The sequence below is a fragment of the Leucobacter sp. OLIS6 genome (genome assembly GCF_002752355.1).
GTDB lineage: Bacteria > Actinomycetota > Actinomycetes > Actinomycetales > Microbacteriaceae > Leucobacter.
Window position 1 is genome coordinate 146052 of record NZ_MRAV01000009.1, and the last position, 25074, is coordinate 171125.

Sequence of the window (25074 nt, forward strand, 5' to 3'; positions counted from 1 at the left end):
GGATTCCGCACCGATATACGCCTCACTCGGACGATACGTTCTGCGAGAACCCGAAGATCGCTCTGGCGCCGACCCCCACCCCCACCACTAGAATCTGCTGGTGGGCATCTATCGTGATCTGAGTCGCAGCCCCGGAGTCTTCCGCATCCTCATGGCGCAGCTGACCGCTCGCTTCCCGTTCGGGATGCTGTCGATCACCATGCTGCTGCATATTCAACTGGGCTACGGCAACTACACGTCGGCCGGCGTCATCCTCGCCGCCGAGAGCGTCGGGCAGGCCGTCTCCGGCCCGCTGACGAGCCGTCTCATGGGCCGTTGGGGCATGCGTCCGGTGCTCACCGTCACGACGCTCGCCTGCTCGGCGTTCCTCACCGTGATCGCGCTGACCCACTTGCCGCTCGGCATCGTCACCGTGCTCTCGCTGCTCGTCGGGCTCACTACACCCCCGGTCACTCCCGCCGTCCGCACCATCTACCCGAAGATGGTGCCGGGCAAGCAGCTGACCGCGCTCTTCTCGCTGGATGCCTCCGCGCAGGAGATCATCTGGATCATCGGCCCCGTCGTCGCCGTGTTCGTGTCGACGCAGCTGAACACCACGCTCGGCCTGCTCACCGCCGCGGCGTTCATGCTCGGCGGCGGTCTCTGGTTCATCCTGAGCCCTGAAGTGGGACGCGTGCGGATCCCGCGTGCGCGGCGGCGCTTCGGCGCGATCCTGTTCCGCCCCACCGTGATCGTGGCGACCGTCACCGGATTCTTCTTCGTCGCGTCGTTCGCCGCGATCGAGGCCGGGATCGTGGCCGCGTTCGGGCACGAGGGCGTGGAAGCCGGCGTGCTGCTCGCGATCTTCTCGGCCGGATCGATTGTCGGCGGCCTGCTCATCGGTCACCGCAGCATCTCGAAGTGGTCGCTGTTCTGGCGCGTGCTGATCGTGGCGCTCGGCACCGCGCTCTGCCTCGTCGCGCTGAACCCGTGGTGGCTCGCCGCGGTGCTCTTCGTCGGCGGCCTCGGCACGGCGCCGACGTTCACCGCGATCTTCTCGATCGTGAGCTCGACCGTGAAGTTCTCGGAGTCGGCGGAGGCCTACGGGTGGGTCGGCACCGGGCAGCTCGTCGGCGTCGCGCTCGGTTCCGCGTTCGCGGGCATCGCGATCGACCAGGCGGGGCCGAACGGTGCGATCCTCGTATCGGCGATCCTGCTGATGCTGACCGCGGTCACCGCGGCGATCAGCGTGCCCTGGATCCCCGATCTGCGCGGTCGCGACGCGAGCCCGCTGCCCGACACCGAGCCGGTGCAGCTTCCCGACGCGAGCTGATCGCTGCCCGGTACCCGGCAAAAGCCGGGTACCGGGTACCGGGCACCAGACGCCAGACACCGGGCTTCGGCAGGTTCAGTTCGATCCGCTCCAGGCGGCCGGGATCAACGCCCACAGCACCTCCGCGCCGTCGGTGCCGGTGGTCCAGGTGTGCGGCGAGCGCCCGGGGAACGTCAGCGTGTCGCCCGTGACGAGCCGTTCTTCACGGTCCGATAGCCGCAGGTGCAGCGCACCCGAGACGACGTGCAGCACCTCGAGGTCGCAGTTGACGGTGTAGAGCGCTTCGCCCCCGCTGGCGTTCGGCGCGAGCGAGGAGCGAATCAGTTGCACCCTCGATTCCGAGCGGGGCGTGACCTGCCGCTCGAGCGCGCCCTGCCCGCCCATGTTGATGCGCGGGGCGTCGTCGAGCGCGATCCGCTGCACCTCCGGGGGCTCGAACAGGCTGCCGATCGAGATCGAGAGCGCTTCGCAGATCTGCAGCAGCGTGGCGAGGCTCGGCGAGGTGGCGTCGCGTTCGAGCCGGCTGAGGAACCCGCGGGTGACGCCGGTCGCCTCGGCGAGCTGCTCGAGGGTGAGGTTCTGGGCGAGACGGCAGGCGCGCAGCTGGGCTCCGATCCTGATGTCGCCGGACCCGGCTTCGGGATTCACCGCTCGCATGGCGCCTCGTTTCGTGTCGTGATCGCAATCGACTCGCGTTGACCGTGCGCCGGTCGCGGACCTATAGTCGAGGTGGAGTTCACCTCCACGCTTCACATGTTTACCACAGGTAAACACAGAAAGACAGATTTCACGAAAGGACCCGACGTGACCGATCACACGCCGCAGGGTCCCGTCGACGCGAGCCTCACGCCGCGCTACGCCGGGATCGCCACCTTCGCCAAGCTCCCCCGCATCGAGGACGTGCCTTCGGCCGACATCGCAGTGGTCGGCGTGCCCTTCGACACCGGCGTGAGCTTCCGCCCGGGCGCCCGCTTCGGCCCCTCGCACGTGCGCGAGGCCTCGCGCCTGCTCCGCCCCTACAACCCGGCGCAGGACGTGTCGCCGTTCGCGCTCAAGCAGGTCGTCGACGCCGGCGACATCGTCGCGAACCCGTTCAACCTGACCGAGGCCGTCGACCAGGTCGAGACCGCCGCGACCGAGCTCGGCGAGAAGGTCGACAAGATCGTCACCATCGGTGGCGACCACACCATCGCCCTGCCGCTGCTGCGCGCCATCAACAAGAAGCACGGCCCGGTCGCGGTGCTGCACTTCGACGCGCACCTCGACACCTGGGACACCTACTTCGGCGCGCCCACCACGCACGGCACCCCCTTCCGCCGCGCGTCCGAGGAGGGCCTCATCGACATGACGGCCTCCATGCACGGCGGCACCCGCGGCCCCCTGTACGGCAAGCAGGACCTGGCCGACGACGCGATGCTCGGGTTCCAGATCGTCACCTCCGAGTTCATCGAGGAGAACGGCGTCCCCGCCGCGCTCGAGCGGATCCGCACCCGCGTCGGCGACAAGCCCCTCTACATCTCGATCGACATCGACGTCCTGGATCCGGCCCACGCGCCCGGCACCGGCACCCCCGAAGCCGGCGGCCTCACCAGCCGCGAGATGCTCCGCCTGATCCGCGGTCTCGCCGACCTCAACATCGTCGGCGCCGACGTGGTCGAGGTCGCTCCGGCCTACGATCACGCGCAGATCACCGCGGTCGCCGCGAGCCACGTGGTCTACGAGCTCGTCAGCGCCATGGCGGGCCGCGAGGCCTGATCCCCGACCGCCGGTCCCGCTTCCGCGAGGCCGGCGGTTCCGCTTCCCTCCCTCCGCACCGCAGCAGCTCCCGCAGCACCCCTTCATAGGAGAACCCGACATGCCCACTCCCACCGAAGCGGCCGTGCTCGACGCCGCAGACGCCATCATCGACGCGTTCGCGGCGACCGACACCACCGCCTACTTCGCGGGCTTCTCCGCCGACGCGAGCTTCATCTTCCACCCCGAGCCCGCTCGACTGAACTCGCGCGCCGAGTACGAGGCGCTGTGGGCCGGCTGGGTCGAGAGCGGCTGGAAGGTCACCTCCTGCAGCTCGACGGACCGCCTGGTGCAGGTGTTCGACGGCGGCGCGGTCTTCAGCCACACCGTCGCCACGAGCATCGACTCCGCGGACGGCCCCGATTCCTACGTCGAGCGCGAGAGCATCATCTTCCGGGCCGAGGCCGACGGCGGCCTCGTCGCGATCCACGAACACCTCTCGACCGTGCCCGACGCGAGCGCCGAGACGAGCGCCGACGCATGAGCAGCCCGGAGACGATGGCCGTCAACCTCGACGGCGAGGACGAGTCCGCGGGCCCGGTCCGCGGCACCCAGGGCGTGCTCCGGATCGGGATGATCTGGCTGGCCGCCAACCTGGTGGTCACGACCCTCCTCACGGGCACGCTGTTCGTCCCCGCCGTGTCGTTCGGCACCGCGAGCGCGATGATCCTCGTCGGCACCCTGCTCGGCGTGATCGTGCTGGTGCTGGTCGGCAACATGGGCACCCGCACCGGGCTCCCCACCATGGCGCTCACCCGAGGGTCGTTCGGAATCCGCGGCAGCATCATCCCCGCGGCCGCGAACCTCATCATCCTGATGGGCTGGAGCTGGGTGCAGGCCATGCTGGCCGGCGTCACCGTGAACTACCTCGTCCATGAGGCCACCGGGTTCTCGAACCCCGCGCTGTTCTCCGCCATCTGCCAGGGCATCGTCGTGGTGCTGGCCATCTTCGGCCACACGGGCATCTCCCGGGTCGAGCCCTGGCTGGCGCTCCTGATCCTCATCGTGATGGGCTTCGTGTTCGCCGCGGCCTTCGGCGCGTTCAGCCCCTCCGAGTTCGCCGCGCTCCCCGTCGACACGAGCCTGGGCGGCACCCCGTTCATCACGCTCGACATGGTGCTCGCGACCGCCATCTCGTGGACCGTCCTCTCGGCCGACATGAACCGTCACGCGAAGAGCAGCACCGCCGGCATCGTCGGATCCGGCATCGGCTACACCCTGTCCACCTGCATCGCGATGCTGCTCGGACTCGTCGCGTTCAGCACCGTGCTGCTGCGCGGAGGGGACGCCACCGCATTCGATCCCGCGGTCATCGTGGGCGAGTTCGGCTGGCCGCTCGGTATCGCGATCTTCCTGTCGGTCATGGCGACCAACACCATGGTCGTCTTCGGCATGGTGACCTCGGTGGTCAACGCCCAGTCCCGCTGGCATCTGCGCTTCCTGCCGACCGCGATCGTGCTCGGCATCATCTCGGTCATCGGCTCCACGTTCCTCGGCCTGCTGAACCAGTTCACCGACTTCCTCTTCGTCATCAGCGCCTTCTTCGTGCCGGTGTTCGCGATCATGATCGCCGACTACTACCTGCTCAAGCGGCGCGGCTACTCCCGCCAGATCCTGCACGAGCGGCGCGAGAGCCGGTACTGGTACTCGGGCGGCGTCAACTGGGTGGCCGTGATCGTCTGGGTCATCGGCGCAGCGGCGTCGTACCTGATGTCGTACGTGGTCCCGAGCCCGATCGGTGCGAACATCCCGGCATTCATCCTGAGCTTCCTGCTCTACCTCGGCCTCATGTACGGCCTCGGCGGCGTGCGCGGCCTGGGGCTGCGCGACCCGCGCGACGCGGAGCCGACCGGGCACCTGCTCGACGGCGCGGACGCCACGAGCGCGCTGCGCCTCGAGGATCCCGGCACGACGCGCGACCCGCGGCCGGAGTGACGCGATGCTCGTCGACCTGAGCCACCCGATCGAGACCGGGATGCCGGTGTTCCCCGGCGACCCCGAAGTGCGGATCGAACCGGCGCTCGCGGTGCCCGAGGACGGCGTCGCGGTCGCGCGGCTCGACCTCGGTTCGCACGCCGGCACCCACATCGACGCGCCCGCGCACTCGATCGTCGGCGGAGCGACGGTCGACGAGCTGCCGCTGGAGTGGCTGGTCGGCGACGCGCGGGTGCTGCGCGTCGCCGACCCCCGTGCCGACACCGCGTACGGGATCGACGATCTCGCGGAGCCCCTCCCCGAGCGCCTGCCGCCGGCGGTCCTGATCGCGACCGGATGGGACACGCACTTCGGCTCCGACGCCGCCTTCGCCCATCCGTTCGCCGCGGCGGACCTCGCGGAGCAGCTCTGGGCCGCCGGAGCCCGCGTGCTCGGCGTCGACACGCTGAGCCCGGATTCGACGCCGCGCGCCGTCTCCGGCGAGGGGCTGCCCGTGCACGAGCACTGGCTGGGGCGCGGCGGCGCCATCGTCGAGAATCTGCGCGGGCTCGGTCAGCTCCCAGCGAACGTGCGGATCTCGCTCTTGCCGCTCCGGATCTTCGGCGGCGACGGTTCCCCGATCCGCGCCATCGCAGAAACGACGGTTTCCGAAGCCGTCCAGCCCCCGAACCCTCGGGATCCGTAGCCAGAACCGGTGACCCGCGCGGGAATCCGGAGCTAGTGCTCCCCGTCCGGGTGTGCCAAACTGGCTGCAACCACGCTAACGACGAAGTTCACAAGGAGTGTGTCATCCATGGGCAAGTACGCCGTCATCAATCCCGCGACCGGTGAGACCGTCAAGGAGTACCCCGACGCCACCGCGGCGGAGATCGAGAGCGCGCTCGAGAGCACGCAGCGCACCTACCAGGAGTGGTCGCGCACCACCACGGTCGCCGAGCGCGCCGCCCTGGCACACCGCGCGGCCGAGCTCTTCGAAGAGCGCAAGGACGAGCTGGGCGCCATCATCAACCGCGAGATGGGCAAGCCGCTCGACCAGTCGATCGGCGAGGCCGAGTTCTCGGGCGCGATCACCGAGGCGTTCGCCAAGAACGCTGAGAAGTGGCTCGCCGACGAGCAGCTCGAGGTCGAGGACGGCCTGAAGAGCTTCTTCCGCTTCCAGGGAATCGGCGTGATCCTCGGCATCATGCCGTGGAACTACCCGTACTACCAGGTCGCCCGCTTCGCGGTCCCGAACCTGATCCTCGGCAACACCGTGATCCTGAAGCACGCCGAGCAGTGCCCCGAGTCGGCGCTCGCGCTCGAGCAGATCTTCCTCGACGCGGGCTTCCCCAAGGGCGCCTACGTCAACGTCTTCGCGACGCACGACCAGATCTCGACCATCATCGCCGACGACCGCACCCAGGGCGTCTCGCTCACCGGCTCGGAGCGCGCGGGTTCGATCGTCGCCGAGCAGGCTGGCAAGCACCTCAAGAAGTGCGTGCTCGAGCTCGGCGGCTCGGACGTCTTCATCGTCCTCGACACCGCTGACATCGACCACGCGGTCGAGCACGCGGTCGGCGGCCGCATGGAGAACACCGGCCAGGCCTGCAACGGTTCGAAGCGCATCGTCGTGCTGGACACGGTCTACGACGAGTTCTCGAAGAAGTTCGAGGAGGCCATCGCCGGCCAGTCGCTCGAGGCGGGCAACTACGGCCCCCTTTCGTCCGAGAAGGCCACCGAGACCCTCAAGGCTCAGGTGCAGGGCGCGATCGATCAGGGCGCAGAGGTGCTCGTGGGCAACAACGCTCCCGAGGGCAACTTCTACACCCCGACCGTCATCGGCGGCGTGACCCCCGAGATGGATGTCTACCGTCAGGAGCTCTTCGGCCCCGTCGCGCAGCTCTACAAGGTGTCCAGCGATGAAGAGGCGATCCGCCTCGCCAACTCGTCGCCGTACGGCCTCGGCTCCGTGGTCATCGCCGACGATCTCGAGCGCGCCGAGCGCGTGGGCAACCAGCTCGACGTGGGCATGGTGTTCATCGGCGGCGCCGGCCTCGAGGGCGCGGACGTGCCCTTCGGCGGAGTGAAGAAGTCGGGCTACGGCCGCGAGCTCGGCAAGGGCGGCATGCTGGAGTTCGCCAACAAGAAGCTCTTCCGCTTCGCCGAGTAACCCACTCGCACGCAGAGGGCCCGGGATCCTGACGGATCCCGGGCCCTCTGCGTGTTCCCGGCGGGATCGGCCGAGCGTCAGGCGCCCGGCACGTGGCGCTCGTCGACGCCGTCATAGGCCGACAGCGGGCGGATCAGCGCGTTCGACGCCGCCTGCTCCATGATGTGCGCGGTCCATCCCGTCACGCGAGCGGCGATGAAGAGCGGCGTGAAGATCTCGGTGTCGAAGCCGAGCAGGCGGTATGCGGGGCCCGACGGGTAGTCGAGGTTCGGGTAGATGCCCTTGCGCGCGACGAACTCACGCTCGAGCGTCTCGTAGAGCTCGGAGAGCCCGGTGTCCCCCGATTCGTCGAGCAGTACCCGGAGGGCTCGGTCCATGGTCGGCACGCGGGAGTCGCCGTGCTTGTAGACCCGGTGACCGAACCCCATGATCTTGCGCTTCTCGGCGAGCGCGCGGTCGAGCCAGGCGTCGACCGCGTCGGCGGATCCGATCTCGTCGAAGATGTGCATGACCGCTTCGTTGGCCCCGCCGTGCAGCGGCCCCTTCAGCGCCCCGATCGCGCCGACCACCGCGGAGTAGAGATCGGAGGTCGTCGAGGCGATCACGCGAGCGGTGAAGGTCGAGGCGTTGAAGGAGTGCTCGGCGTAGAGCACCATCGAGACGCGGAACACGTCGACCGCCGCGTCGGACGGCAGCTCGCCGAAGGTCATCCAGAGGAAGTTGCGTGCGTAGTCGAGGTCGTCGCGCGGCGGGATCGGTTCCTGCCCGCGTCGGCGACGCTGCACCGCGGCGACGATGGTCGGCAGTTGCGCGAAGAGGTACGCGGAGCGCCCGAGGTCGAGCTCGCGGTCGGTCCAGCCGCCGGGCCGGTGGAGCGTTTCATCGAAGGTGCCGAGCTGGCTCACGGCCGTCCGCACGATGTCCATCGGGTGCGCGTCGCTCGGGATCGTGCCGAGCAGCGCGAGCGTGCGGGGATCGAGCGGCCGCAGCGAACGCTCCAGCGCTTCGAACGATGCCAGTTGCTCGGGGGTCGGCAGTTCGCCGTGCCAGAGCAGGTACGCGACCGCCTCGAACGGCTGGCTCGCGGCGAGCTCCTGCACCGGGTATCCGCGGTACAGCAGACTGTTGCTCTCGGGGTTAACCTTCGAGATCGCGGTCGTGTCGACCACGACGCCCGCGAGGCCCTTCTTGATCTCCGTGTCGGTCATCTTCGACTCCTTCGTCGCGTCTCGGCTCGTCCTGCGCAGTCGCAGGATCTCATGCGGTGCTCGGTGGATCCTGCGACTCCGGCGATGCGTCGGAGTCGCAGGATCGCGTCAGCGCTCGACCTCGAAGTTGAACACCCCGGAATCGAATCGGTTGTAGCCCTCGTAGTCGACCAGATCGTAGAGGTCCGCCCGGTGCTGCATCCGATCGAGGCTGCCGCGCAGGTGCCCCTCGTCGTTCAGCGCGTCGAGGGCGCGACCGGTTGCGCCCATCGCGATGCGCAGCATCGACACGGGCCAGATCACGATGTTCATGCCGATGTCGGCGAGCTGCTGCGCGCTGAACAGCTCGCTCTTGCCGAACTCGGTCATGTTCGCGAGCAGCGGCACGTCGACCGCGCCCCGCATCGTCTCGAACTCCTCGAGCGTGCGCATGGCCTCCGGGAAGATCGCGTCGGCGCCCGCGTCGACGAGCGCCTTCGCGCGGTCGACGGCGATATCGAGTCCCATCGGACCGTCGGCGGTCGCCCGGATGTCGGTGCGCGCCATGATGAGGAAGTTCGGGTCGCGGCGCGCCTCGACCGCCGCGCGGATCCGCTTCGCGGCGGTGTCGACGTCGACGACGGCCTTCCCGTCGAGGTGCCCGCACCGTTTGGGGTTGATCTGATCCTCGATGTGGCATCCCGCGATCCCGGCATTCTCGAGGCTCTGGACCGTGCGGGCGACGTTCATCGGCTCGCCGAACCCGGTGTCGGCGTCGATGATCGCCGGCAGCTCGGTCATGCGGGCGATCTGCTCCCCGCGACCGGCGACCTCGCTCAGCGTCGTGAGCCCGATGTCGGGCAGCCCCAGGTCGGCGGCGAGCACCGCACCCGAGATGTAGACGCCGTCGAAGCCCTTGCGCTCGATGAGCCGTGCGGAGAGCGGGTTGAACGCACCCGGGAAGCGCAGCAGCTCACCGCTCGCGAGGCGTTCGCGGAGCGCCAGGCGCTTCTGTTCGGCGGTGGTCTTCGCGTACAGCATCAGAAGAGTCCCTTCGGGGCGGCGGCCAGGTCGACGACGCCCGGCGCGGCGACGATGTTGAGCTCGCGCACCTCGTCGGCGGTCAATTCGGGCAGGCGCTGCACGAGCTCGAGGAACCGCTCGATCTCGGCCGGCTCGAGCACGGGTTCGGCGAGGACCCGGAACTTCGCAATGTAGTTCTCGCGGGCGAAGGGGCGCGCGCCGAGCGGGTGGGCGTCGGCGACGGCGATCTGGTCGACGATGGTCGTACCGTCGAGGAGCGTGATCTCGACGCGACCGCCGAACGCCTTCTCGTCGGGGTCCTCGGAGTGGTAGCGGCGGGTCCACTCGGCGTCCTCAGCGGTGGTGATCTTGCGCCACAGCTCGACCGTGTCGTGGCGTCCCGCGCGCTCCGGTGCGTAGGAGTCGACGTGGTGCCAGCCGCCGTCCTGCAGCGCAACCGCGAAGATGTACGGGATCGAGTGGTCGAGCGTCTCGCGCGAGGCCTTCGGGTCGTACTTCTGCGGATCGTTCGCGCCCGAGCCGATCACGTAGTGCGTGTGGTGGCTGGTGTGCAGCACGATCGACGCGACGTTCGCGGGGTCGGCCGTCTCGGGGTGCGCGCCGTGCAGCTTGCGCGCGAGGTCGATCCAGGCCTGCGCCTGGTACTCGGCCGAGTGCTCCTTGGTGTAGCTGTCGAGGATCGCGCGCTTCGACTCGCCCGGGGCGGGCAGGGGCACGTCGTACGACGCGTCGGGGCCGTCGAGCATCCAGGCGATGACGCCGTCCTCGCCCTCGTAGATCGGCGCCGGAGCGGTCTGACCGCGCATGGCGCGGTCGACGGCCTCGACCGCCATCTTGCCCGCGAACGCCGGGGCGTGCGCCTTCCAGGTCGAGATCTCGCCCTTGCGGCTCTGCCTCGTCGCGGTGGTGGTGTGGAGCGCTTGGGCGACCGCCTGCGCGATCACCGGGGTCTCGAGGCCGAGCAGGGTGCCGATGCCCGCGGCGGCGGACGGGCCGAGGTGCGCGACGTGGTCGATCTTGTGCCGGTGGAGGCAGATCGCGCGCACGAGGTCCATCTGGATCTCGTATCCGGTCGCGATCGCCCGAACCACCGCTGCGCCATCGCTGCCGACGTGCTGCGCGACCGCGAGGATCGGAGGGATGTTGTCGCCGGGGTGCGAGTACTCGGCGGCGAGGAAGGTGTCGTGGTAGTCGAGCTCGCGCACCGCGACCCCGTTCGCCCATGCCGCCCACTCGGGACTCGACAGCTCGGCGCCCGCGCCCGTGCTCGGCAGTCCGAAGATCGAAGCGCCGGCGCCGCCGGTCGACACCGGGTGGGCGAGCGCCTGCGCGCGTGCGGCGACGATGGGCCCCCGGTTCAGCGATGCCGCGGCGACCGAGGCGTTGTCGATCACACGATTGATGATCATGTCGACGACGTCTGCGTCGACCGGGACGGGGTCCGTCGCGACCTCCGCGATCTTCCAGGCCAGCTGGCCCTCGCGGGGCAGCTCCTCTTCGCTCGTGTGGACCCGGACATGGTGGGTGACGGTCATGGCGTGCCTTCCGTGGAGGTCTGGGACGAGCCCGCGATGGAGCTCAGGATCGAGATGAGCGCGTTGTGCAGGTGGACATGGGTGGCGTGCGCGGCGAGAGCCGCGTCGCCCTCGGCGATCGCACCGGCGATCAGCGCGTGCTCGCCGGCGGAGACGACGAGGCGCTCCGGGTTGTCCTTCGCGAGCTGGCGGACCCGGACGAGATGGGTATGCACGGTGCGTAGCGCGGACGCGAGGTAGTCGTTGCGGATCGCGTCGCCGACCGCCGCATCGTAGGCGGAGATGAGCGCGTAGTAGCCCGCGTGCGCCGCCGGGTCGGCGAGCCCCGGATTCGCGGTCGCGGCTGCGCTGAAGGACTCGGCGAGCGCGGTGAACACGGCCGCGTCGCCGCGCTCCGCCGCGGCCCGGACGGCGAGCTCCTCGAGCCCGCGCCGCAGCTCGAAGAGGCTGCGGATGTCTTTCTCATCGATTCCGGCGACCACGGTGACCCGCGGCGACTGCTGGACCACGAAGCCCTCGGCGGCGAGCCGCACGAGCGCTTCGCGCAGCGGCGTGCGGCTGATGCCGAGACGTGCCGATTGCTCGACCTCGGCGAGCACCGCGCCGGCCGGGAGCGCGCCGGTCTGGATCTCGGCGAGGAGCGCCGAGTAGGCGCGGTCAACGGCCGTGGTCCGTCCCGAAGTGTTCACCGCCATGCCTTATGTATACACTCAAGCACCCCGTCGGGCAAGCATTCCGCTTCAGATGCACGCATTGCATGCAGAATCGGGGCGCTGCGCATGCCCGGAGCCGCCGATGTCGGTGCCCTTCGCTAGACTTCGGCCATGTCGCAGATCGACCTCGCCACCCCCACCGTCTCCGCGGCGCTCGCGGGCGCGCTCGCCCGCCACACGGCGCAGGGCTTCGCCCGCATCGCGCGGGTCAACACCACCCTGGTCACCGATCTCGAGCAGCACGGCATCGGCGTGACCCTGGTGGGGCACGAGGTGGCCACGATCGCGTCCGCCGACGCCTTCGCGCGGGCGACGGGCACGCTCGCCGTCGCGGTCACGACCACGGGGCCGGGCTTCACCAACGCGCTGACCGCGCTCGCCGAGACCACCCGGGCGCGCGTTCCGCTCATCGTGCTCGCCGCCGATGCCCCGACGACCGGCAACCGCCCCTGGGACGTCGATCAGGAGATGCTGGCGGCGGCTCTCGGAGTGCGCACCCTCACCGTCACGGCCGACAACATCGACGCGATCGTCGACCGCGCCGTCGACTCCGCCCTGCGCACGCGCCGCCCGGTCGTGCTGTCGGTCGCCATCGACATCATCGGCGCGCCCGCCTCGCTCACCGATTCCCGTGGCATCGACCTGTCCGATCCGGCGGTCATCCGCTCCCTGAGCGCGGCGACGCTGCCGAGCGCGTCCGCGCCGCGTCCGGTGGCGATCCCCCACCCGCCCACCGGGGTCAATCCGGTCGAGCGCACCTCGGCGGTGCAGGCGCTGACGGTTGCCATGCGCCCCGTGATCATCGCCGGGCGCGGGGCCTGGCTCTCGGGCGCGGCGACCGAGCTGGGTCTCATGGCCGACGCCCTCGGGGCCATCACCGCGACCACCGCGCTCGCGCGCGGCATCTTCCCCGCAGCGCACTTCGACGTCGGCGTGGTCGGCGGGCTCGGCCAGGACGCGGCGATGCAGCTCATCTCCGAGGCCGACGCGGTGCTCGTGGTGGGCGCGAGCCTGAACTCCTTCACGACGGCCGGCGGCACGCTGTTCGGCCCGCACACCACCTTGGTGCGCATCGACGTGGACGACGTCCCCGCCCCGGAGGCCGATCACGAGATCGTGCAGCACCGACTCCGCGGCGACGCCACGACCGTGCTGCGCGAGCTGCGCGAGACCCTCGCGCTCTCCCGTCCCGCTTCGAGCGGCTGGCGCGAGCGGGTTCCGGGCCTCGAGCCGGGTGGCGCGCTGCGCGTGCGCGACGCCGGCTTCGCCGAGCACCCGCTGGGCATCTGCGCGGACGGGCTCCTCGACCCGCGCTCGGTCGCCGCGCGCCTCGCCGAGCTGCTCCCGGCCGACCGCTACGTCGCCACCGATGGCGGCTCCGCGATCGCCTGGTCCGGCCGGTACTGGCCCGTCGCCTCGCCCGCCCGCTCCATCATGGTCGGCTCGGCGTTCCGCGCGATCGGACTCGGCTGCGCGTCGATCGCGGGAGTGGCCGCAGCCGCGCCCGATTCCACGGCGGTGCTGTCGACGGGCAGCGACCCCGGCCTGCAGGCGCTCGACGACGTCGAGACCGCGATCCGCACCGCCCGGCGCTGCGTCATCGTCGTCTGGAACGACGGATCCTCTGCCGCCGACTTCGCCGCTCTCGCGCACGCGCTCGGAGCTCAGGGGGTGTCGGTCACCGAACTCGCGCACCTCGACGCGCTCGCCGAGTGGAGCGCGGCCGGCGGCACCGGCACGATCCTGCTGGACTGCCGGGTCTCCCCGACCGTGCCGAGCTACGTTCCGCGCACCCGCTAGATCGAAGAACGCCGACAGCCGAGGCCGCGTCCGGCTGCGAAGCCGGACACGACGAGCTCGCCCGCCTATCGTTCGAGCAGCACGCCGGCGAAGTAGTCGGCGACCAGCTCGGGCGCATCGAGCGGCAGCACGGCGGCCACGTAGTGGTCGGGGCGCACCACGACCACGGCGCCGTCGCGATCGATCCCGCGCAGTTCGAAGATGTCGCCGTCGCCCGGCTGCGCGGCGTACACCTTCTCGTAGTCGGTGAGCCCGAACGGACCGCTCGCGGGCAGGAAGAGTTTCGGCACCGCCGCCAGACCGACCTGGTCGTGCGCCTGCTGGTAGACCGCCTTCACGTCGAGCAGCGCGTCCAGATCGGCACCCTCCGGCGTGAAGCGACGCACGGGCGATGCCGGATCCTCCAGCATCCACTGAGCCCAGCGCTCCAGACGCTCGCCGGACGCATCCGCGAACGCGTAGACACGGAACCGGCCGTCGGCGCGATGGTGATGTCCGAGATGCACGGGGACCGCGTCGGCGACCCGCGTCGTCATGACCGACTTGAAGCGCTTGCCCAGCGGGAAGCCCGAGGCGAGCTCCTGGTACTCGGCGTTGCCCGTCAGCATCGACTCCGTGTACTGGGTCATGAAGCCGGCGGGGAATTCGGCGGTCGCGACGTAGAAGTCCTCCAGCTCGGACGGCGAGTCGAATTCCTCCGGCTTCTTCGCCATGAGCGTCGACCACTCACGGTCGAAGTCGATGAGGTTCTTGGAGGTGACCCACCGCTCGTCGGAGTATGTCTTGAGCAGCGACTCCGGACTGCGCCCCTCGAGCACGTAGCCGAGCTTCCAGCCGAGGTTCCAGCCGTCCTGCATCGAGACGTTCATGCCCTGGCCGGCCTTCGCGCTGTGCGTGTGGCAGGCGTCGCCCATCAGGAACACGCGTCCCTTGCCGTCTGGCGAGCTCGCGGCGTCGTCGAAGCGGTCGGTGAGCCGGTGGGCGACCTCGTAGACGCTGTGCCACGGCACGTCGCGCACGTCGAGCGTGTAGGGGTGGATGATCGCGTTCGCCCGGGCGATGACCTCGTCGAGCGGGGTGTTGCGCACCTGCCCGCCGTCGTTCTCGTCGGTCTCGCCGAGGTCCACGTAGATGCGGGCGAGGTGGTTGCCCTCGCGCGGGATGTGGAGGATCGACCCCGCCTCGGAGTGGATGATGCACTTCTTGCGGAAGTCGGGGAAATCGGTGACCGCGAGCACGTCCATGACGCCCCACGCGTGCAACGAGGTCGAACCGGCGAGGGACCCGCCGATGGAGCGCCGCACCGCCGAGCGGGCACCGTCGGCGCCGATGACGTACTTGGCGCGGACGGTGATCTCGGATTCGACACCGTCGCCCGCCGCCTTCTCGGTGTTGATGCCGGCCCCGCTGAAGCCGGAGACCCTGCGCAGCGTCACGGTGACGGGGTACTCCCCCTCGCCCACCTCGAGGTCGACGAACTCGGTGCCGTAGTCGATGTCGCCGCGAGCCGGCGCCCGGCGGGCGTAGTCGGCGAAGTAGTCGATGACGCGCGCCTGGTTGACGATGAGGTGCGGGAACTCGCTGATGCCGTGGGGATCGTCGGGCGTGGTCGAGCTGTGGACGATGTTGCTCGGCTGCTCCGGGTCGGGGGTCCAGAAGCTCGTCTCGGTGATCTGGTAGGCCTCCTGGATGATCTGCTGCGCGAAACCGAACGCCTGGAATGTCTCGACGCTGCGCGCCTGGATACCGTCGGCCTGGCCGAGCACCAGGCGTCCGTCGCGACGCTCGACCACCCGGGTCACGACGTTCGGGAACTGGGCCAGCTGCGCGGCCGCGACGATGCCCGCGGGGCCTGACCCAACGATGAGCACATCGATCTCGCTCGGGAGCTCCTCCGGCCGATCGAGGCCGACGCCGGCCGCGGGGGCGATCCGCGGGTCTCCCGATACGTACCCGTGGTGGTGGAACTGCATGGCTTCTCCTTCACTGCGCTGTGACGCCGGGCCGGGTTTCGGGAGGCCCACTCCCCAAGTCTTGTTCACTATATGAACACGATGTTTGAATATCGCACACACATCATATGTCGGCGCGGTCCGGATGACAACGCCGCCGCCACCCCGCGGCGGCACGGCACCGAACTCCGCCGATCCGACACAATGGTCGCATGGCTTCTCCCGCTGAGACGCCGGCGGGCACCGCCGGCTCGCAGACCCTCGACCGCGGTCTCCGCGCGCTCGAAGCGCTCGCCGACGCCGAGCGCCCCATGTCGATCATCGAGCTCGCCGAGGAGCTCGGCGTGCACCGTTCGAACGCCTACCGGATCCTGCGCACGCTCGAAGAGCACCGCTTCGTGCTGCGTGACGATGCCGGCCTGATCCGGCTCGGCCCGCGCCTCGCCGCGCTCGGACGCGGCGCCGCATCGACGCTGCACTCGGCCGCGCTCCCCGAGCTCACCGCGCTCGCGAACGCCGTCGGCATGACCGCGTTCGTGACCGTCCTCGACGGCACGGAAGTCATCACTCTGGTCAGCGTCGAGCCGCGCCGCAGCCACGCGACCGTGGCGCAGCGCCCCGGCACCCGTCACCCGGCTTCGGCCGGCGCGCCCGGCCACGCCATCGAGGCGTCGCTCTCGCCCGCCGAGCACGCGGCAGTCTTCGCCGGCGCGCCGCTCAGCGACGGGGCCGAGCAGAGCCGGATCGACGGATACGCGCTCAGCCATGACGAAGTGATCCGCGGGCTCACCTCGATCGCGGTGCCGCTGCGGCTCGAGGGCGAGCCGCCCGCCGCTCTCGCCGTGGTCCACATCGGGATCCCCGACGAACTCGACCAGCTCGGGCGCGAGATGCGCAGCGCGGCGGCCCGGATCGTCCGGGCCGCCGGCTGAGCAGCGGCTCAGGCTCCGCGCCGGATCAGGCGGCGGCCTTCTCCCACACGAAGTGCCCGCGCTGCTGGAGCTCCTCGTGCTCCGGGCCGAGCGGGATCCCGGTGCGATCGCGCAGCAGCAGGGTCGCGACGAACGCGATCACCATGACACCGGCGATGTAGAAGGCGACCGAGACCGCCGTGCCCGTCTCGGCGACGAGCCAGGCCGAGATCATGGGCGCGAATGCGCCGCCGAGGATCGCGCCGATTGCGTAGGCGATCGAGACGCCCGAGTAGCGGATGGAGGCCGGGAACAGCTCGGCGAAGTACGCGGCCTGCGGGCCGTAGGTGAGCCCGTTGCCGATCGCGAACAGCGCGAGCCCGAGGAACAGCAGCCAGACATCGCCCGTGTTGACGAGCGGGAACAGCACGAAGATCACCGCGAGGAACGCGATCCAGCCAGCGATGTACGTATTGCGTCGCCCGATCCGGTCGGAGATGGCGCCCGCGAAGAAGGTGACGGCGAGCCAGACGACCGAGGCGCCCGCGACCGCGAGCAGCACCGGGGTGCGTTCCATCCCGACGAGGCCGCCGTCGGCGACCGGCGTCGTCGCGTAGTTCTGGATGTAGCCGCCCGTGGTCATGTAGCCCGCGGCGTTGTTGCCGGCGAAGGTGAGGGCCGCGAGGATCACGAGGAGCCAGTGCTTCTTGAACAGCTGCACGATCGGGATCTTCGTCTGCTCCTTGCGCTCCGAGATCTCGGTGAACACCGGGCTCTCCTCGACGGCCCGGCGCACGAAGATGCCGACGACGACGAGCACGAAGCTCAGCAGGAACGGGATGCGCCAGCCCCACTCGAGGAACGCCGCACCGGGCGAGACGACGCCCGTCATGAGCGCGAGCACGCCCGAAGCGAGCAGCAGGCCGATCGGCACCCCGATCTGCGGGTAGGCGCCCATCAGGCCGCGCTTGCCGCTCGGCGCGTGCTCGACGGCCATGAGCACGGCTCCGCCCCACTCGCCGCCGGTCGACAGCCCCTGCAGGATCCGCAGCAGCATGAGGAGCACCGGCGCGAGCATGCCGACCTGCGAGTAGGTGGGCAGCACGCCGATGAGCGTCGTCGCGGCGCCCATGAGGATGAGCGTGATGACGAGCATCGCCTTGCGTCCGACCCGGTCGCCGAAGTGTCCGGCGAGGAACGCACCGAGCGGGCGGAACAGGAAGCTCACGCCGACCGTCGCGAACGAGATGATCGTCGCGGCCTGCGGGCCGGCGGGCTTGAAGAAGAGCTCGCCGAAGACGAGGCCGGCCGCGCTGGCGTAGAGGAAGAAGTCGTACCACTCGATGGTGGTCCCGATGACGGTCGCGGCGGCGACCCTGCGCAGTTCGCGCGGCGAGGACGCTGTTGCGGGTGCGGAAGACATGGCTGTGGAGGACTCCTTTGTCGTCGATCCAAGTAATGAATAACTTGTGCGTTATTTGAACACCACTCGTGCGACATCACCCTAACACGCCCTGGTGCGGCTCTCGGCGCCGACCTCCGCTCACCCCACCGCGAACACCGTGTGCCGCACCGCGTCGGCCTCGCGCACACCGTCGGCGACGAAGAGCATCGACTGCAGCGCCGCGAGCTCGGGCGCCGCGACCTCGAAGCGCAGGTGGACCCGGAAGTACGGTCGCCCTCCCGTCGGGTGCGGGACCCGGATCCCCCTCGCGCGGATCCCGATCAGCGTCCCCGCCCCGGTGCGCGCCGCATAGCTCGCGTCGATCTCCACCGCACCATCGGAGCGCAGCAGCTGCCGGTCCCCGCCGCCCGGCAGGATCTCGGCGTCGATCGCGGCGACGGCCGAGGCGAAGCCCGGGCCGCGGGGCTCGACGGGCAGACCGCGGAACGTGCCGCCGAGGATCGGCGTGAACCGGCGACGCCCGTCGCGCGTCCCTCCGAAGTCGAGCGGCTCGCCGAGCGCGACGAGGATCTCGGCGACCGGGCGCAGCGGGGGTGCAGACGCCGGCGTGTGCACGGGCGCCGCCCCATCATCCGAGGCCGAGCGGCTCACTGCGCGTTGCCCGTCACGGCGCTCAGCGAGGGGCGCTCCGCGAGCTCTGCCGGATGAAACCCGGCGGCACGCTTGTACTCCGCGGCGATCTCCGCGAGCTCCTCCGGCGAGATCACATCGTGCACGTGGGCGAACCCTTCGGGCGCGCGCTCGCGGGCGAGCTGCATGACCCGCTCCGGTCCGGTCTGCCGCGTCAGCTCGAGCAGCCGGGCGGTCGCGGGACGCCGGTCCCGCTCGTACGCCGCGAGCGCCGCGGGCACCCCGTCGGCGGTTCCCGCGAGCGCGAGACGGTACGCCAGCGTGCGCGCGTCGAGCGTGGCCTGGGATCCGCCGTTGGAGCCGTTCGGGTACATGGCGTGCGCGGCGTCGCCGAGCAGGGTCGTCCGCCCGAAGGTCCACTGCGGGATCGCGTCGCGGTCGACCATCGGGTACTCGAGCAGTTCCTCGGCGTCGGCGATGGTTCCCGGGATATCGAGCCAGTCGAAGCGCCAGTCGGCGAACAGCTCGGCGATCGGTGCGCGTTCGACCTGTCGATTCCAGTCGGCGTTCGGCAGCCCTCCGCCGCGCCGCTCCGCGATGAAGTTGACGCGGATCCTGCCGTCGGCGAGCGGCCCGCTCAGCGGGTAGGCGACGAACTTCTGCTCGGCGTCACCCGCCATGATCATGGTGCGCCCGTCGAGGAACGGATCGACCACCGCGGTCCCCCGCCAGAGCGTGAGTCCGCCCCAGCGCGGGGCCCCCTCGGCGGGGTATCGCAGCGCACGCGCGACCGAGTGGATGCCGTCGGCGGCGATGATCGCGTCGCCCGCGAGCTCCTCGCGACCGCCGCCCTCGACCTCGAAGATCGCCACTGCACGACGTCCGGCGTCGCCCGGATCGAGATCGACCAGCGTGCGGCCGAGGCGGATCACGTCGCCGAGCCGCTCCTCGACCAGATCCCGCAGGAGCAGCTGGAGACGCCCCCGGTGAACGGAGAGCTGCGGCCAGGCGTATCCCGCTTCGCGCCCGCGCGGCTCGCTCCAGATGGGTTGACCGTGCCGGTTGAAGTAGGCGAGCGTGCCCGGTTCGACGCCGAGCTCCGCGATCCGATCGGCGACGCCGAGCTCGGTGAGCTCGCGGACCGCGTGCGGCAGCAGGTTGAGGCCGACCCCGAGGCCGCGGATCTCGCGGCTCCGTTCCGCGACGACGATGTCGCGGAATCCTGCGGCTTCGAGGCTGAGCGCGGTGATGAGGCCGCCGATTCCGGCCCCGGCGATGATGATCTGCATGGTGGTTCCTCTGGTTCGATTCGTGGGTCGGCGCTCAGCGCAGGCGGAAGACTCGGATGACCACGCGGCCGGGCTCGGGGCGCGCGTATCCGATGAACTGCGACTCGGTCAGCCACCGGAGTTCGGCGGACTCGGTCTGGAAGACGAAGGCGGTGCGGTAGTAGAGCTCGTCCTCGCCGACGTGCTCCCCCGCTTCGAGGCGCGCGACCGCGCTCTCGGCGATGCGCCAGTACCCCCGGTTCACCACGTCGACCGCCGCGACGCCGTCGTTCGTGCGCGCCTCGATGAGGTACCGCGCATCGAGGCGGGCCACGGGCCCGGCGCCGACCCACCAGTCGCCGCCGCCCGAGCGGACGGTACCGCTCAGCAGGGGACCGTCGAAGTCACCCCCGGTGATCGGCGCGAAGTGCAGCCCCTCGTCGGGAACGGCACCGCCGACCGGCACCGCGTCCTCGACGTCGACCCGCAGTTCGAAGGCGTAGTCGAAGCCGGGGTCGAGGAGTGCGCGGGTCATGGGGTGCCCCCTTCGGGCTCGTCTCTGAGGTGGTGCACGGGTGCCGCGCGGCGCCTCGGGCACGGCAGGAGCCAGGCTAGGTCTCGCCGAGTTATTAGTCAAGTCCGACTAGACTAGGCGGTGCATCGATCGCCGCGCTATCCTGCGCAGGAGACCGAGGGGAGATCCGATGGCCCGTCCGACCGTCGCCGCCGAGCGCCGTGCCCAGATCCTCGACGCGACGCAGCGCACCATGGCGCTGCACGGCGTCAGCGGCGCCACGCTCGACCGGATCGCGGAGGCCGCCGGCATGTCGCGCGGGCACGTCCGGCATTTCGTCGGAAACCGCGACCAGCTGCTCGCCGATACCGCCCGCGAGGTGTTCTCCGATGAGGACGGGAACCCGACGATCCTGCCGCGGGGCACCCGGACCCTCGACGCCGCGCTCGACTACCTCTTCGGGCTCGAATTCACCACGGCCGACGCCGAGAACGCGGTCGTGCTGGGCCTCGTCGAGAGCTCGCGCACCCGGCCCGAGATCGCGAGGATCCTCGCGGAGGCGTACTCCGAGACCCGAGCCGCCCTCGCGCGGCTCCTGCACGCGTCACGTCCCGACGCGCCGTCGGAGTCCTGCGCGATGGTCGCCGACGGCGTCCTCGCCGCCGCGCTCGGCAACGTGTTCCTCGGCGACTTCGACCCCGATCCCGCACGGACCGCACGCGCACGACAGGCGGCGGACGCGCTCATATCGACGCTCTGACGCCGAGCGCATTGCGATCCGCCCGGATTCGGCGCTATGATCTGCTCGTCCATCCGCGACCGGTCGGCGACGCAGACCGGGTCTCCGCGGAAGGCGCTCGAAAAAGGGGCGCTGAACCGGCATCGGCGAGACATACAGTTCCACGCACATCGACGTTCCGGAGCTCAGCATGTCTCAGCACGCCCCTGCCTACCCTGTCGCCCCCTCGGCCGGCACCGACCACGGCCGATCGGACTCCGCGCAGCCCGCCGCGCCCACCGTCACCGGCGTCCTCGCCGCCGCGCTCGCTCGGCGCGCCACGCACGCCTTCGCCCTGATGGGCAACGGGAACGCGCACCTCATGGAGGGCCTGCGCGCGGCCTCCCTGCCCATCACGACGGTGCGGCACGAAGCCGCGACCGTCGCCTCCGCCGATGCCTACCACCGCGTCGGCGGCGGCCTCGCGATCGCCAGCACCACCTACGGAGCCGGGTTCACCAACACGCTCACCGCCCTCGCCGAATCCGCGCAGGCCCGGATCCCGATGCTCGTCGTCGTCGGCGATGCGCCCACCGGCGGCCCGCGTCCCTGGGACGTCGATCAGGAGCTGCTCGCCGCCGCCGTCGGCGTACGCACCCTGACCGTCTCCCCCGAGGGGATCGACGCGCTCGTCGACCGCGCGGCCGACTCCGCGCTGCGCACCCGTCGCCCCGTGGTGCTCGCGATCCCCTACGACCTCACGACCGCCCCCGCAACCTCGATCGATACGGCCCCGGCCGCATCGGAGCCCGCCGCTCCAGCGCCCGAACCCGCTGCCCCCCTCGATCCCGAGCTGTTCGAGCGGGCCGTCGCCGCGCTCGCGGCTGCGGAGCGGCCCCTGATCATCGCGGGTCGCGGCGCCTGGATCGCGGGTGCCCGCGCCGAGCTCGGCGAGCTCGCCGACGCGCTCGGCGCCATCACCGCTTCGACGGCCCTCGGCCGCGGCATCTTCCCCGAGCAGCGCTTCGACCTCGGCGTGACCGGCGGCTTCGGCCAGGAGGCCGCGATGGAGCTGGTCGAGACCGCCGACGCGGTGCTCGTGGTCGGTGCGAGCCTCAACCAGTTCACGATGCGCTTCGGCGACCTGTTCGGTGCCGGCACCACCGTGGTGCGCGTCGACGTCGACGAGGTCGCACCGCCGAAGACCAACCGCGAGATCGCGCATGTGCGGCTGCACGGCGACGCCCGCTCCGTGCTCGGGCAGCTGCTGCCGGCCGTGCGAGCGGTGCGTCCGACCGCCGGCGATTGGCGCGAGCGCGTGGCCGGCCTGGAACCCGGCGGCGCCCTGCGAGCCCGCGATACCGGCGCCGACGAGCACCCCGACGGGATCTGCGCCGACGGCCGGCTCGACCCCCGGGCCGTCGCGGCGCGCATCGGCGAGCTGCTCCCCGCGGATCGTCGGGTCACCACCGACGGCGGGCACTTCATCGGCTGGACGAACATGTTCTGGCCGGTCGCGTCGCCGGAACGCATGGTGATGGTCGGCACCGCCTATCAGACCATCGGCCTCGGCTTCTCGACGGTCGCGGGCGTCGCGGCGGCGGCCCCCGATTCGACGGTGGTGCTGTCGACGGGCGACGGCGGCGGCCTCATGGCGCTCGCCGACCTCGAGACCGCGATCCGCACCGCGCCCCGCTGCGTGATCGTCGTGTGGAACGACGCCGCGTACGGCGCCGAGGTGCACCTCTACGGACGCATGGGCCTCGACCAGTCCCCCATGCGGATCCCCGACGCGAACTTCGCGGGCCTCGCCTCAGCGCTCGGCGCGAGGGGCGTGCGCGTCGAAACGCTCGCCGATCTCGACGCCCTCGCCGAGTGGAACGCTGCCGGAGGCACCGGCACGATCCTGCTCGACTGCCGGATCTCTTCGAGCATCGTCGCCCCATACCAGGTCGAGATCCAGCGGGTCAACGGCGTCGCCTGAGCGGCCTCGCGCGTCACCCGAAGAACGGCGAAGCGCCGCGTCCCCACAGAGACGCGGCGCTTCGTGCTTCAGCATGCCTCGCTCGGAGGCAGCCCGCTACCAGCGGGGCTTGCGCTTGCCGTCGGAGCGGTTGTCGCCCGAGTCGCGACGGTCGCCGCGATCCCACGAGCGTCCACCGCGGTCACCGCCGCGGTCGCGATCACCGTACGAGCGGCCACCACGGTCGCCGCCGCGATCCCGGTCACCGTACGAGCGACCGCCACGGTCGCCGCCACGGTCCCGGTCACCGTACGAGCGACCGCCACGGTCGCCGCCGCGATCCCGATCACCGTACGAGCGGCCACCGCGATCACCGCCGCGATCCCGATCACCGTACGAACGACCGCCGCGATCGCCGCCGCGATCCCGATCACCGTACGAGCGACCACCGCGATCACCGCCGCGCTGCGGGCCGTTGTCGACCGCGATGTTGATCGGAGTTCCGCCGATGCGGGTCTGGCTCAGCGCGTCCAGGGTCTCCCGGGAGAGATCCTTCGGCAGCTCGACCAGCGAGAAGTCGTCGAACACCTTGATGCGGCCGAAGTCGTCGCGGGTCAGGTTGCCCTCGTTCGCGAGCGCGCCCACGATCTGGCCGGGCTGCACGCGCTGGCGGCGGCCCACCTCGATGCGGTACTGCTGCAGGTCGTCGCGCGTCTGGCGCGGGCCGCGGTCCTCGCGGTCGCGGCCGGGACGCTCGCGCTCCGGGCGATCCTCGAGGAACGTCTTCGCGGTGCGGCGGTCGCGCTCGAACTGACGGTCGTCGGCCTCGGTGAGCAGCAGGGGCGTGTCGCCCTGCGCCACGACCGCGAGGGCGGCGGCGACGTCAGTCTCGGGCACGTCGTGGTGACGCACGTAGTGGGCGATGATGTCGCGGAACGCGTCGATGCGCTTGGTCTCGCCGAGCGCGGAGGTGATCGCGTCGTCGAAGCGCGAGAGACGGGTCGCGTTGACCTCGTCGACCTGCGGCAGCTGCATCTGCGTGAGCGGCTGCTTCGTGGTCTTCTCGATCGCCTTGAGCAGGCGGCGCTCGCGCGGGGTGACGAAGCTGATCGCGTCGCCCGAGCGGCCGGCACGGCCGGTGCGGCCGATGCGGTGCACGTAGGACTCGGTATCGATCGGCAGGTCGTAATTGATGACGTGGCTGATCCGCTCGACGTCGAGGCCGCGGGCGGCGACGTCGGTCGCGACGAGCACGTCGAGCTTGCCGTCTTTCAGCGCCTGCACGGTGCGCTCGCGCTGCGCCTGCTGGATGTCGCCGTTGATGGCGGCGGCCGAATAGCCGCGGGCGCGCAGCTTCTCGGCGACCTGCTCGGAGTCGCCGCGGGTGCGGGTGAAGACGATGAGGCCGTCGAACTCTTCGACCTCGAGGATGCGGGTCAGGGCGTCGAGCTTCTGCTGGTACGAGCAGACCACGTAGCGCTGCGTGATGTTCGAGCTCGTCTGGGTCTTGCCCGCGATCTTGATCTCTTCGGGATCGCTCAGGTACTGCTGCGAGATGCGGCGGATCTGGGCGGGCATGGTCGCCGAGAACAGTGCGACCTGCTTCTCGTCGGGGGTGTCGGCGAGGATCGTCTCGACGTCCTCAGCGAAGCCCATCTTGAGCATCTCGTCGGCCTCGTCGAGCACGAGGTACTTGATCTGGGAGAGATCGAGCGAACCGCGCTTCATGTGGTCCATGATGCGGCCGGGGGTGCCCACGACGATGTCGACGCCGCGACGCAGCGCCGAGAGCTGCTGGGTGTAGGACTGGCCGCCGTAGACGGGCAGCAGGTGCACCTCGGGCAGGTGGGCGGCGTAGCTCTCGAACGCCTCGCAGACCTGCAGGGCGAGCTCGCGGGTGGGAGCGAGCACGAGGGCCTGGGGAACACCCTGGCCCGGCTCGATACGGGACAGGACGGGCAGCGCGAACGCCGCGGTTTTGCCGGTGCCGGTCTGAGCCAGACCGACGACGTCGCGACCCTCGAGCAGCACGGGGATGGTGGCGGCCTGGATGGCCGAGGGGGTTTCGTACCCGACGTCGGTGATCGCACGGAGTACGTCATCGGCAAGACCGAGGTCGGCGAACGTCACCCGCTGTTCCGGTTCTGCTGCGGGGGTGGCGGGTTGTTCGTTCTCGGCCTCGCTCGTGACGGGGCTCTCGTTTTCGCGCATCATGCTATTCTACGCGATCCTGGTGACGCGCGG

The 25074-nt window shown here is 70.5% G+C and carries 21 protein-coding genes; 10 read left to right on the plus strand and 11 right to left on the minus strand.

Annotated elements, in window-relative coordinates; all coding sequences use genetic code 11:
- The first annotated feature begins 100 nt into the window (after positions 1-100).
- The gene (locus BMH31_RS05645; RefSeq protein WP_099723692.1) at positions 101-1312 is read left to right on the plus strand and encodes an MFS transporter; all 1212 of its coding nucleotides are present in this window, start codon (positions 101-103) and stop codon (positions 1310-1312) included.
- A 75-nt stretch (positions 1313-1387) separates the two neighbouring features.
- Here the strand turns inward: BMH31_RS05645 and BMH31_RS05650 are convergent, their stop codons facing one another.
- On the minus strand, positions 1388-1969 hold the full coding sequence (locus BMH31_RS05650) for a helix-turn-helix transcriptional regulator (RefSeq protein ID WP_099723691.1): 582 nt from the start codon (positions 1967-1969) through the stop codon (positions 1388-1390).
- A 147-nt stretch (positions 1970-2116) separates the two neighbouring features.
- On the opposite strand from BMH31_RS05650, the gene speB reads away from it, so the two are divergent.
- The 5 genes from speB (at position 2117) to BMH31_RS05675 (ending at position 7190) form a co-directional block, all read left to right on the plus strand.
- Positions 2117-3067 carry an agmatinase gene (speB, locus tag BMH31_RS05655; protein WP_099723690.1) on the plus strand — a complete coding sequence of 317 codons (951 nt, stop codon included), beginning with the start codon at positions 2117-2119 and terminating at the stop codon, positions 3065-3067.
- Between the two features lie 100 nt (positions 3068-3167).
- On the plus strand, positions 3168-3590 hold the full coding sequence (locus BMH31_RS05660; protein ID WP_099723689.1) for a nuclear transport factor 2 family protein: 423 nt from the start codon (positions 3168-3170) through the stop codon (positions 3588-3590).
- A complete protein-coding gene (locus BMH31_RS05665; RefSeq protein ID WP_099723688.1) occupies positions 3587-5041 on the plus strand; it encodes a cytosine permease in 1455 nt (484 codons plus the stop codon). Before BMH31_RS05660 ends, BMH31_RS05665 begins: the two co-directional genes overlap by 4 nt.
- Positions 5042-5045: 4 nt before the next feature.
- Positions 5046-5726 (plus strand): cyclase family protein, encoded by a 681-nt coding sequence (locus tag BMH31_RS05670; protein ID WP_099723687.1) that lies wholly within the window; start codon positions 5046-5048, stop codon positions 5724-5726.
- Between the two features lie 108 nt (positions 5727-5834).
- Positions 5835-7190, plus strand: a complete 1356-nt coding sequence (locus BMH31_RS05675) for an NAD-dependent succinate-semialdehyde dehydrogenase (protein WP_099723686.1) — start codon at positions 5835-5837, stop codon at positions 7188-7190.
- A 77-nt stretch (positions 7191-7267) separates the two neighbouring features.
- On the opposite strand, the gene BMH31_RS05680 is transcribed toward BMH31_RS05675, so the two are convergent.
- From BMH31_RS05680 to BMH31_RS05695, 4 genes are all read right to left on the minus strand, one after another.
- The gene (locus tag BMH31_RS05680; RefSeq protein ID WP_099723685.1) at positions 7268-8398 is read right to left on the minus strand and encodes a bifunctional 2-methylcitrate synthase/citrate synthase; all 1131 of its coding nucleotides are present in this window, start codon (positions 8396-8398) and stop codon (positions 7268-7270) included.
- Between the two features lie 108 nt (positions 8399-8506).
- A complete protein-coding gene (gene prpB, locus BMH31_RS05685) occupies positions 8507-9418 on the minus strand; it encodes a methylisocitrate lyase (protein ID WP_099723684.1) in 912 nt (303 codons plus the stop codon).
- Entirely contained in the window at positions 9418-10956 is a 1539-nt protein-coding gene (locus BMH31_RS05690) for an MmgE/PrpD family protein (protein ID WP_099723683.1), read from the minus strand. The genes prpB and BMH31_RS05690 overlap by 1 nt, the downstream gene beginning before the upstream one ends.
- Complete coding sequence (locus BMH31_RS05695; RefSeq protein ID WP_099723682.1) at positions 10953-11651, minus strand: GntR family transcriptional regulator; 699 nt, start codon at positions 11649-11651, stop codon at positions 10953-10955. Before BMH31_RS05695 ends, BMH31_RS05690 begins: the two co-directional genes overlap by 4 nt.
- A gap of 129 nt (positions 11652-11780) precedes the next feature.
- Between BMH31_RS05695 and BMH31_RS05700 the strand changes: the two genes are divergently transcribed.
- Positions 11781-13469, plus strand: coding sequence for a thiamine pyrophosphate-binding protein (locus BMH31_RS05700; protein WP_099723681.1), 1689 nt, complete (start codon positions 11781-11783; stop codon positions 13467-13469).
- A gap of 65 nt (positions 13470-13534) precedes the next feature.
- Here the strand turns inward: BMH31_RS05700 and BMH31_RS05705 are convergent, their stop codons facing one another.
- A complete protein-coding gene (locus tag BMH31_RS05705) occupies positions 13535-15442 on the minus strand; it encodes an FAD-dependent monooxygenase (RefSeq protein ID WP_099723680.1) in 1908 nt (635 codons plus the stop codon).
- A gap of 191 nt (positions 15443-15633) precedes the next feature.
- Here BMH31_RS05705 and BMH31_RS05710 point away from each other — a divergent pair, with 191 nt between their 5' ends.
- The gene (locus tag BMH31_RS05710) at positions 15634-16353 is read left to right on the plus strand and encodes an IclR family transcriptional regulator (RefSeq protein WP_099723679.1); all 720 of its coding nucleotides are present in this window, start codon (positions 15634-15636) and stop codon (positions 16351-16353) included.
- 25 nt (positions 16354-16378) lie between these two features.
- Here the strand turns inward: BMH31_RS05710 and BMH31_RS05715 are convergent, their stop codons facing one another.
- The 4 genes from BMH31_RS05715 to BMH31_RS05730 all read right to left on the minus strand — a co-directional run bounded on the left by BMH31_RS05715 (position 16379) and on the right by BMH31_RS05730 (position 20170).
- Entirely contained in the window at positions 16379-17755 is a 1377-nt protein-coding gene (locus BMH31_RS05715; RefSeq protein ID WP_099723678.1) for an MFS transporter, read from the minus strand.
- 120 nt (positions 17756-17875) lie between these two features.
- Positions 17876-18352 (minus strand): DUF3237 domain-containing protein, encoded by a 477-nt coding sequence (locus tag BMH31_RS05720; RefSeq protein WP_158234954.1) that lies wholly within the window; start codon positions 18350-18352, stop codon positions 17876-17878.
- A 32-nt stretch (positions 18353-18384) separates the two neighbouring features.
- Positions 18385-19656 (minus strand): flavin-dependent oxidoreductase, encoded by a 1272-nt coding sequence (locus tag BMH31_RS05725; protein WP_099723676.1) that lies wholly within the window; start codon positions 19654-19656, stop codon positions 18385-18387.
- Positions 19657-19690: 34 nt separating this feature from the next.
- Complete coding sequence (locus BMH31_RS05730) at positions 19691-20170, minus strand: DUF3237 domain-containing protein (protein WP_099723675.1); 480 nt, start codon at positions 20168-20170, stop codon at positions 19691-19693.
- 169 nt (positions 20171-20339) lie between these two features.
- Between BMH31_RS05730 and BMH31_RS05735 the strand changes: the two genes are divergently transcribed.
- Positions 20340-20909: a TetR family transcriptional regulator gene (locus BMH31_RS05735; protein WP_099723674.1), complete on the plus strand. Its 570-nt coding sequence runs from the start codon at positions 20340-20342 to the stop codon at positions 20907-20909.
- 169 nt (positions 20910-21078) lie between these two features.
- The gene (locus BMH31_RS05740; RefSeq protein ID WP_099723673.1) at positions 21079-22851 is read left to right on the plus strand and encodes a thiamine pyrophosphate-binding protein; all 1773 of its coding nucleotides are present in this window, start codon (positions 21079-21081) and stop codon (positions 22849-22851) included.
- A gap of 96 nt (positions 22852-22947) precedes the next feature.
- Here BMH31_RS05740 and BMH31_RS05745 read toward each other — a convergent pair whose 3' ends face one another.
- Entirely contained in the window at positions 22948-25044 is a 2097-nt protein-coding gene (locus tag BMH31_RS05745) for a DEAD/DEAH box helicase (RefSeq protein ID WP_099723672.1), read from the minus strand.
- Positions 25045-25074 lie beyond the last annotated feature (30 nt).

What these genes read in the sequence shown, in the direction of transcription:
- BMH31_RS05650 (WP_099723691.1), bottom strand. Translation starts at nt 1,969, where the DNA reads ATGCGAGCGGTGAATCCCGAAGCCGGGTCCGGCGACATCAGGATCGGA.
- BMH31_RS05660 (WP_099723689.1), top strand. Translation starts at nt 3,168, where the DNA reads ATGCCCACTCCCACCGAAGCGGCCGTGCTCGACGCCGCAGACGCCATC.
- BMH31_RS05665 (WP_099723688.1), top strand. Translation starts at nt 3,587, where the DNA reads ATGAGCAGCCCGGAGACGATGGCCGTCAACCTCGACGGCGAGGACGAG.
- BMH31_RS05670 (WP_099723687.1), top strand. Translation starts at nt 5,046, where the DNA reads ATGCTCGTCGACCTGAGCCACCCGATCGAGACCGGGATGCCGGTGTTC.
- BMH31_RS05675 (WP_099723686.1), top strand. Translation starts at nt 5,835, where the DNA reads ATGGGCAAGTACGCCGTCATCAATCCCGCGACCGGTGAGACCGTCAAG.
- BMH31_RS05680 (WP_099723685.1), bottom strand. Translation starts at nt 8,398, where the DNA reads ATGACCGACACGGAGATCAAGAAGGGCCTCGCGGGCGTCGTGGTCGAC.
- prpB (WP_099723684.1), bottom strand. Translation starts at nt 9,418, where the DNA reads ATGCTGTACGCGAAGACCACCGCCGAACAGAAGCGCCTGGCGCTCCGC.
- BMH31_RS05690 (WP_099723683.1), bottom strand. Translation starts at nt 10,956, where the DNA reads ATGACCGTCACCCACCATGTCCGGGTCCACACGAGCGAAGAGGAGCTG.
- BMH31_RS05695 (WP_099723682.1), bottom strand. Translation starts at nt 11,651, where the DNA reads ATGGCGGTGAACACTTCGGGACGGACCACGGCCGTTGACCGCGCCTAC.
- BMH31_RS05700 (WP_099723681.1), top strand. Translation starts at nt 11,781, where the DNA reads ATGTCGCAGATCGACCTCGCCACCCCCACCGTCTCCGCGGCGCTCGCG.
- BMH31_RS05705 (WP_099723680.1), bottom strand. Translation starts at nt 15,442, where the DNA reads ATGCAGTTCCACCACCACGGGTACGTATCGGGAGACCCGCGGATCGCC.
- BMH31_RS05710 (WP_099723679.1), top strand. Translation starts at nt 15,634, where the DNA reads ATGGCTTCTCCCGCTGAGACGCCGGCGGGCACCGCCGGCTCGCAGACC.
- BMH31_RS05715 (WP_099723678.1), bottom strand. Translation starts at nt 17,755, where the DNA reads ATGTCTTCCGCACCCGCAACAGCGTCCTCGCCGCGCGAACTGCGCAGG.
- BMH31_RS05725 (WP_099723676.1), bottom strand. Translation starts at nt 19,656, where the DNA reads ATGCAGATCATCATCGCCGGGGCCGGAATCGGCGGCCTCATCACCGCG.
- BMH31_RS05730 (WP_099723675.1), bottom strand. Translation starts at nt 20,170, where the DNA reads ATGACCCGCGCACTCCTCGACCCCGGCTTCGACTACGCCTTCGAACTG.
- BMH31_RS05735 (WP_099723674.1), top strand. Translation starts at nt 20,340, where the DNA reads ATGGCCCGTCCGACCGTCGCCGCCGAGCGCCGTGCCCAGATCCTCGAC.
- BMH31_RS05740 (WP_099723673.1), top strand. Translation starts at nt 21,079, where the DNA reads ATGTCTCAGCACGCCCCTGCCTACCCTGTCGCCCCCTCGGCCGGCACC.
- BMH31_RS05745 (WP_099723672.1), bottom strand. Translation starts at nt 25,044, where the DNA reads ATGATGCGCGAAAACGAGAGCCCCGTCACGAGCGAGGCCGAGAACGAA.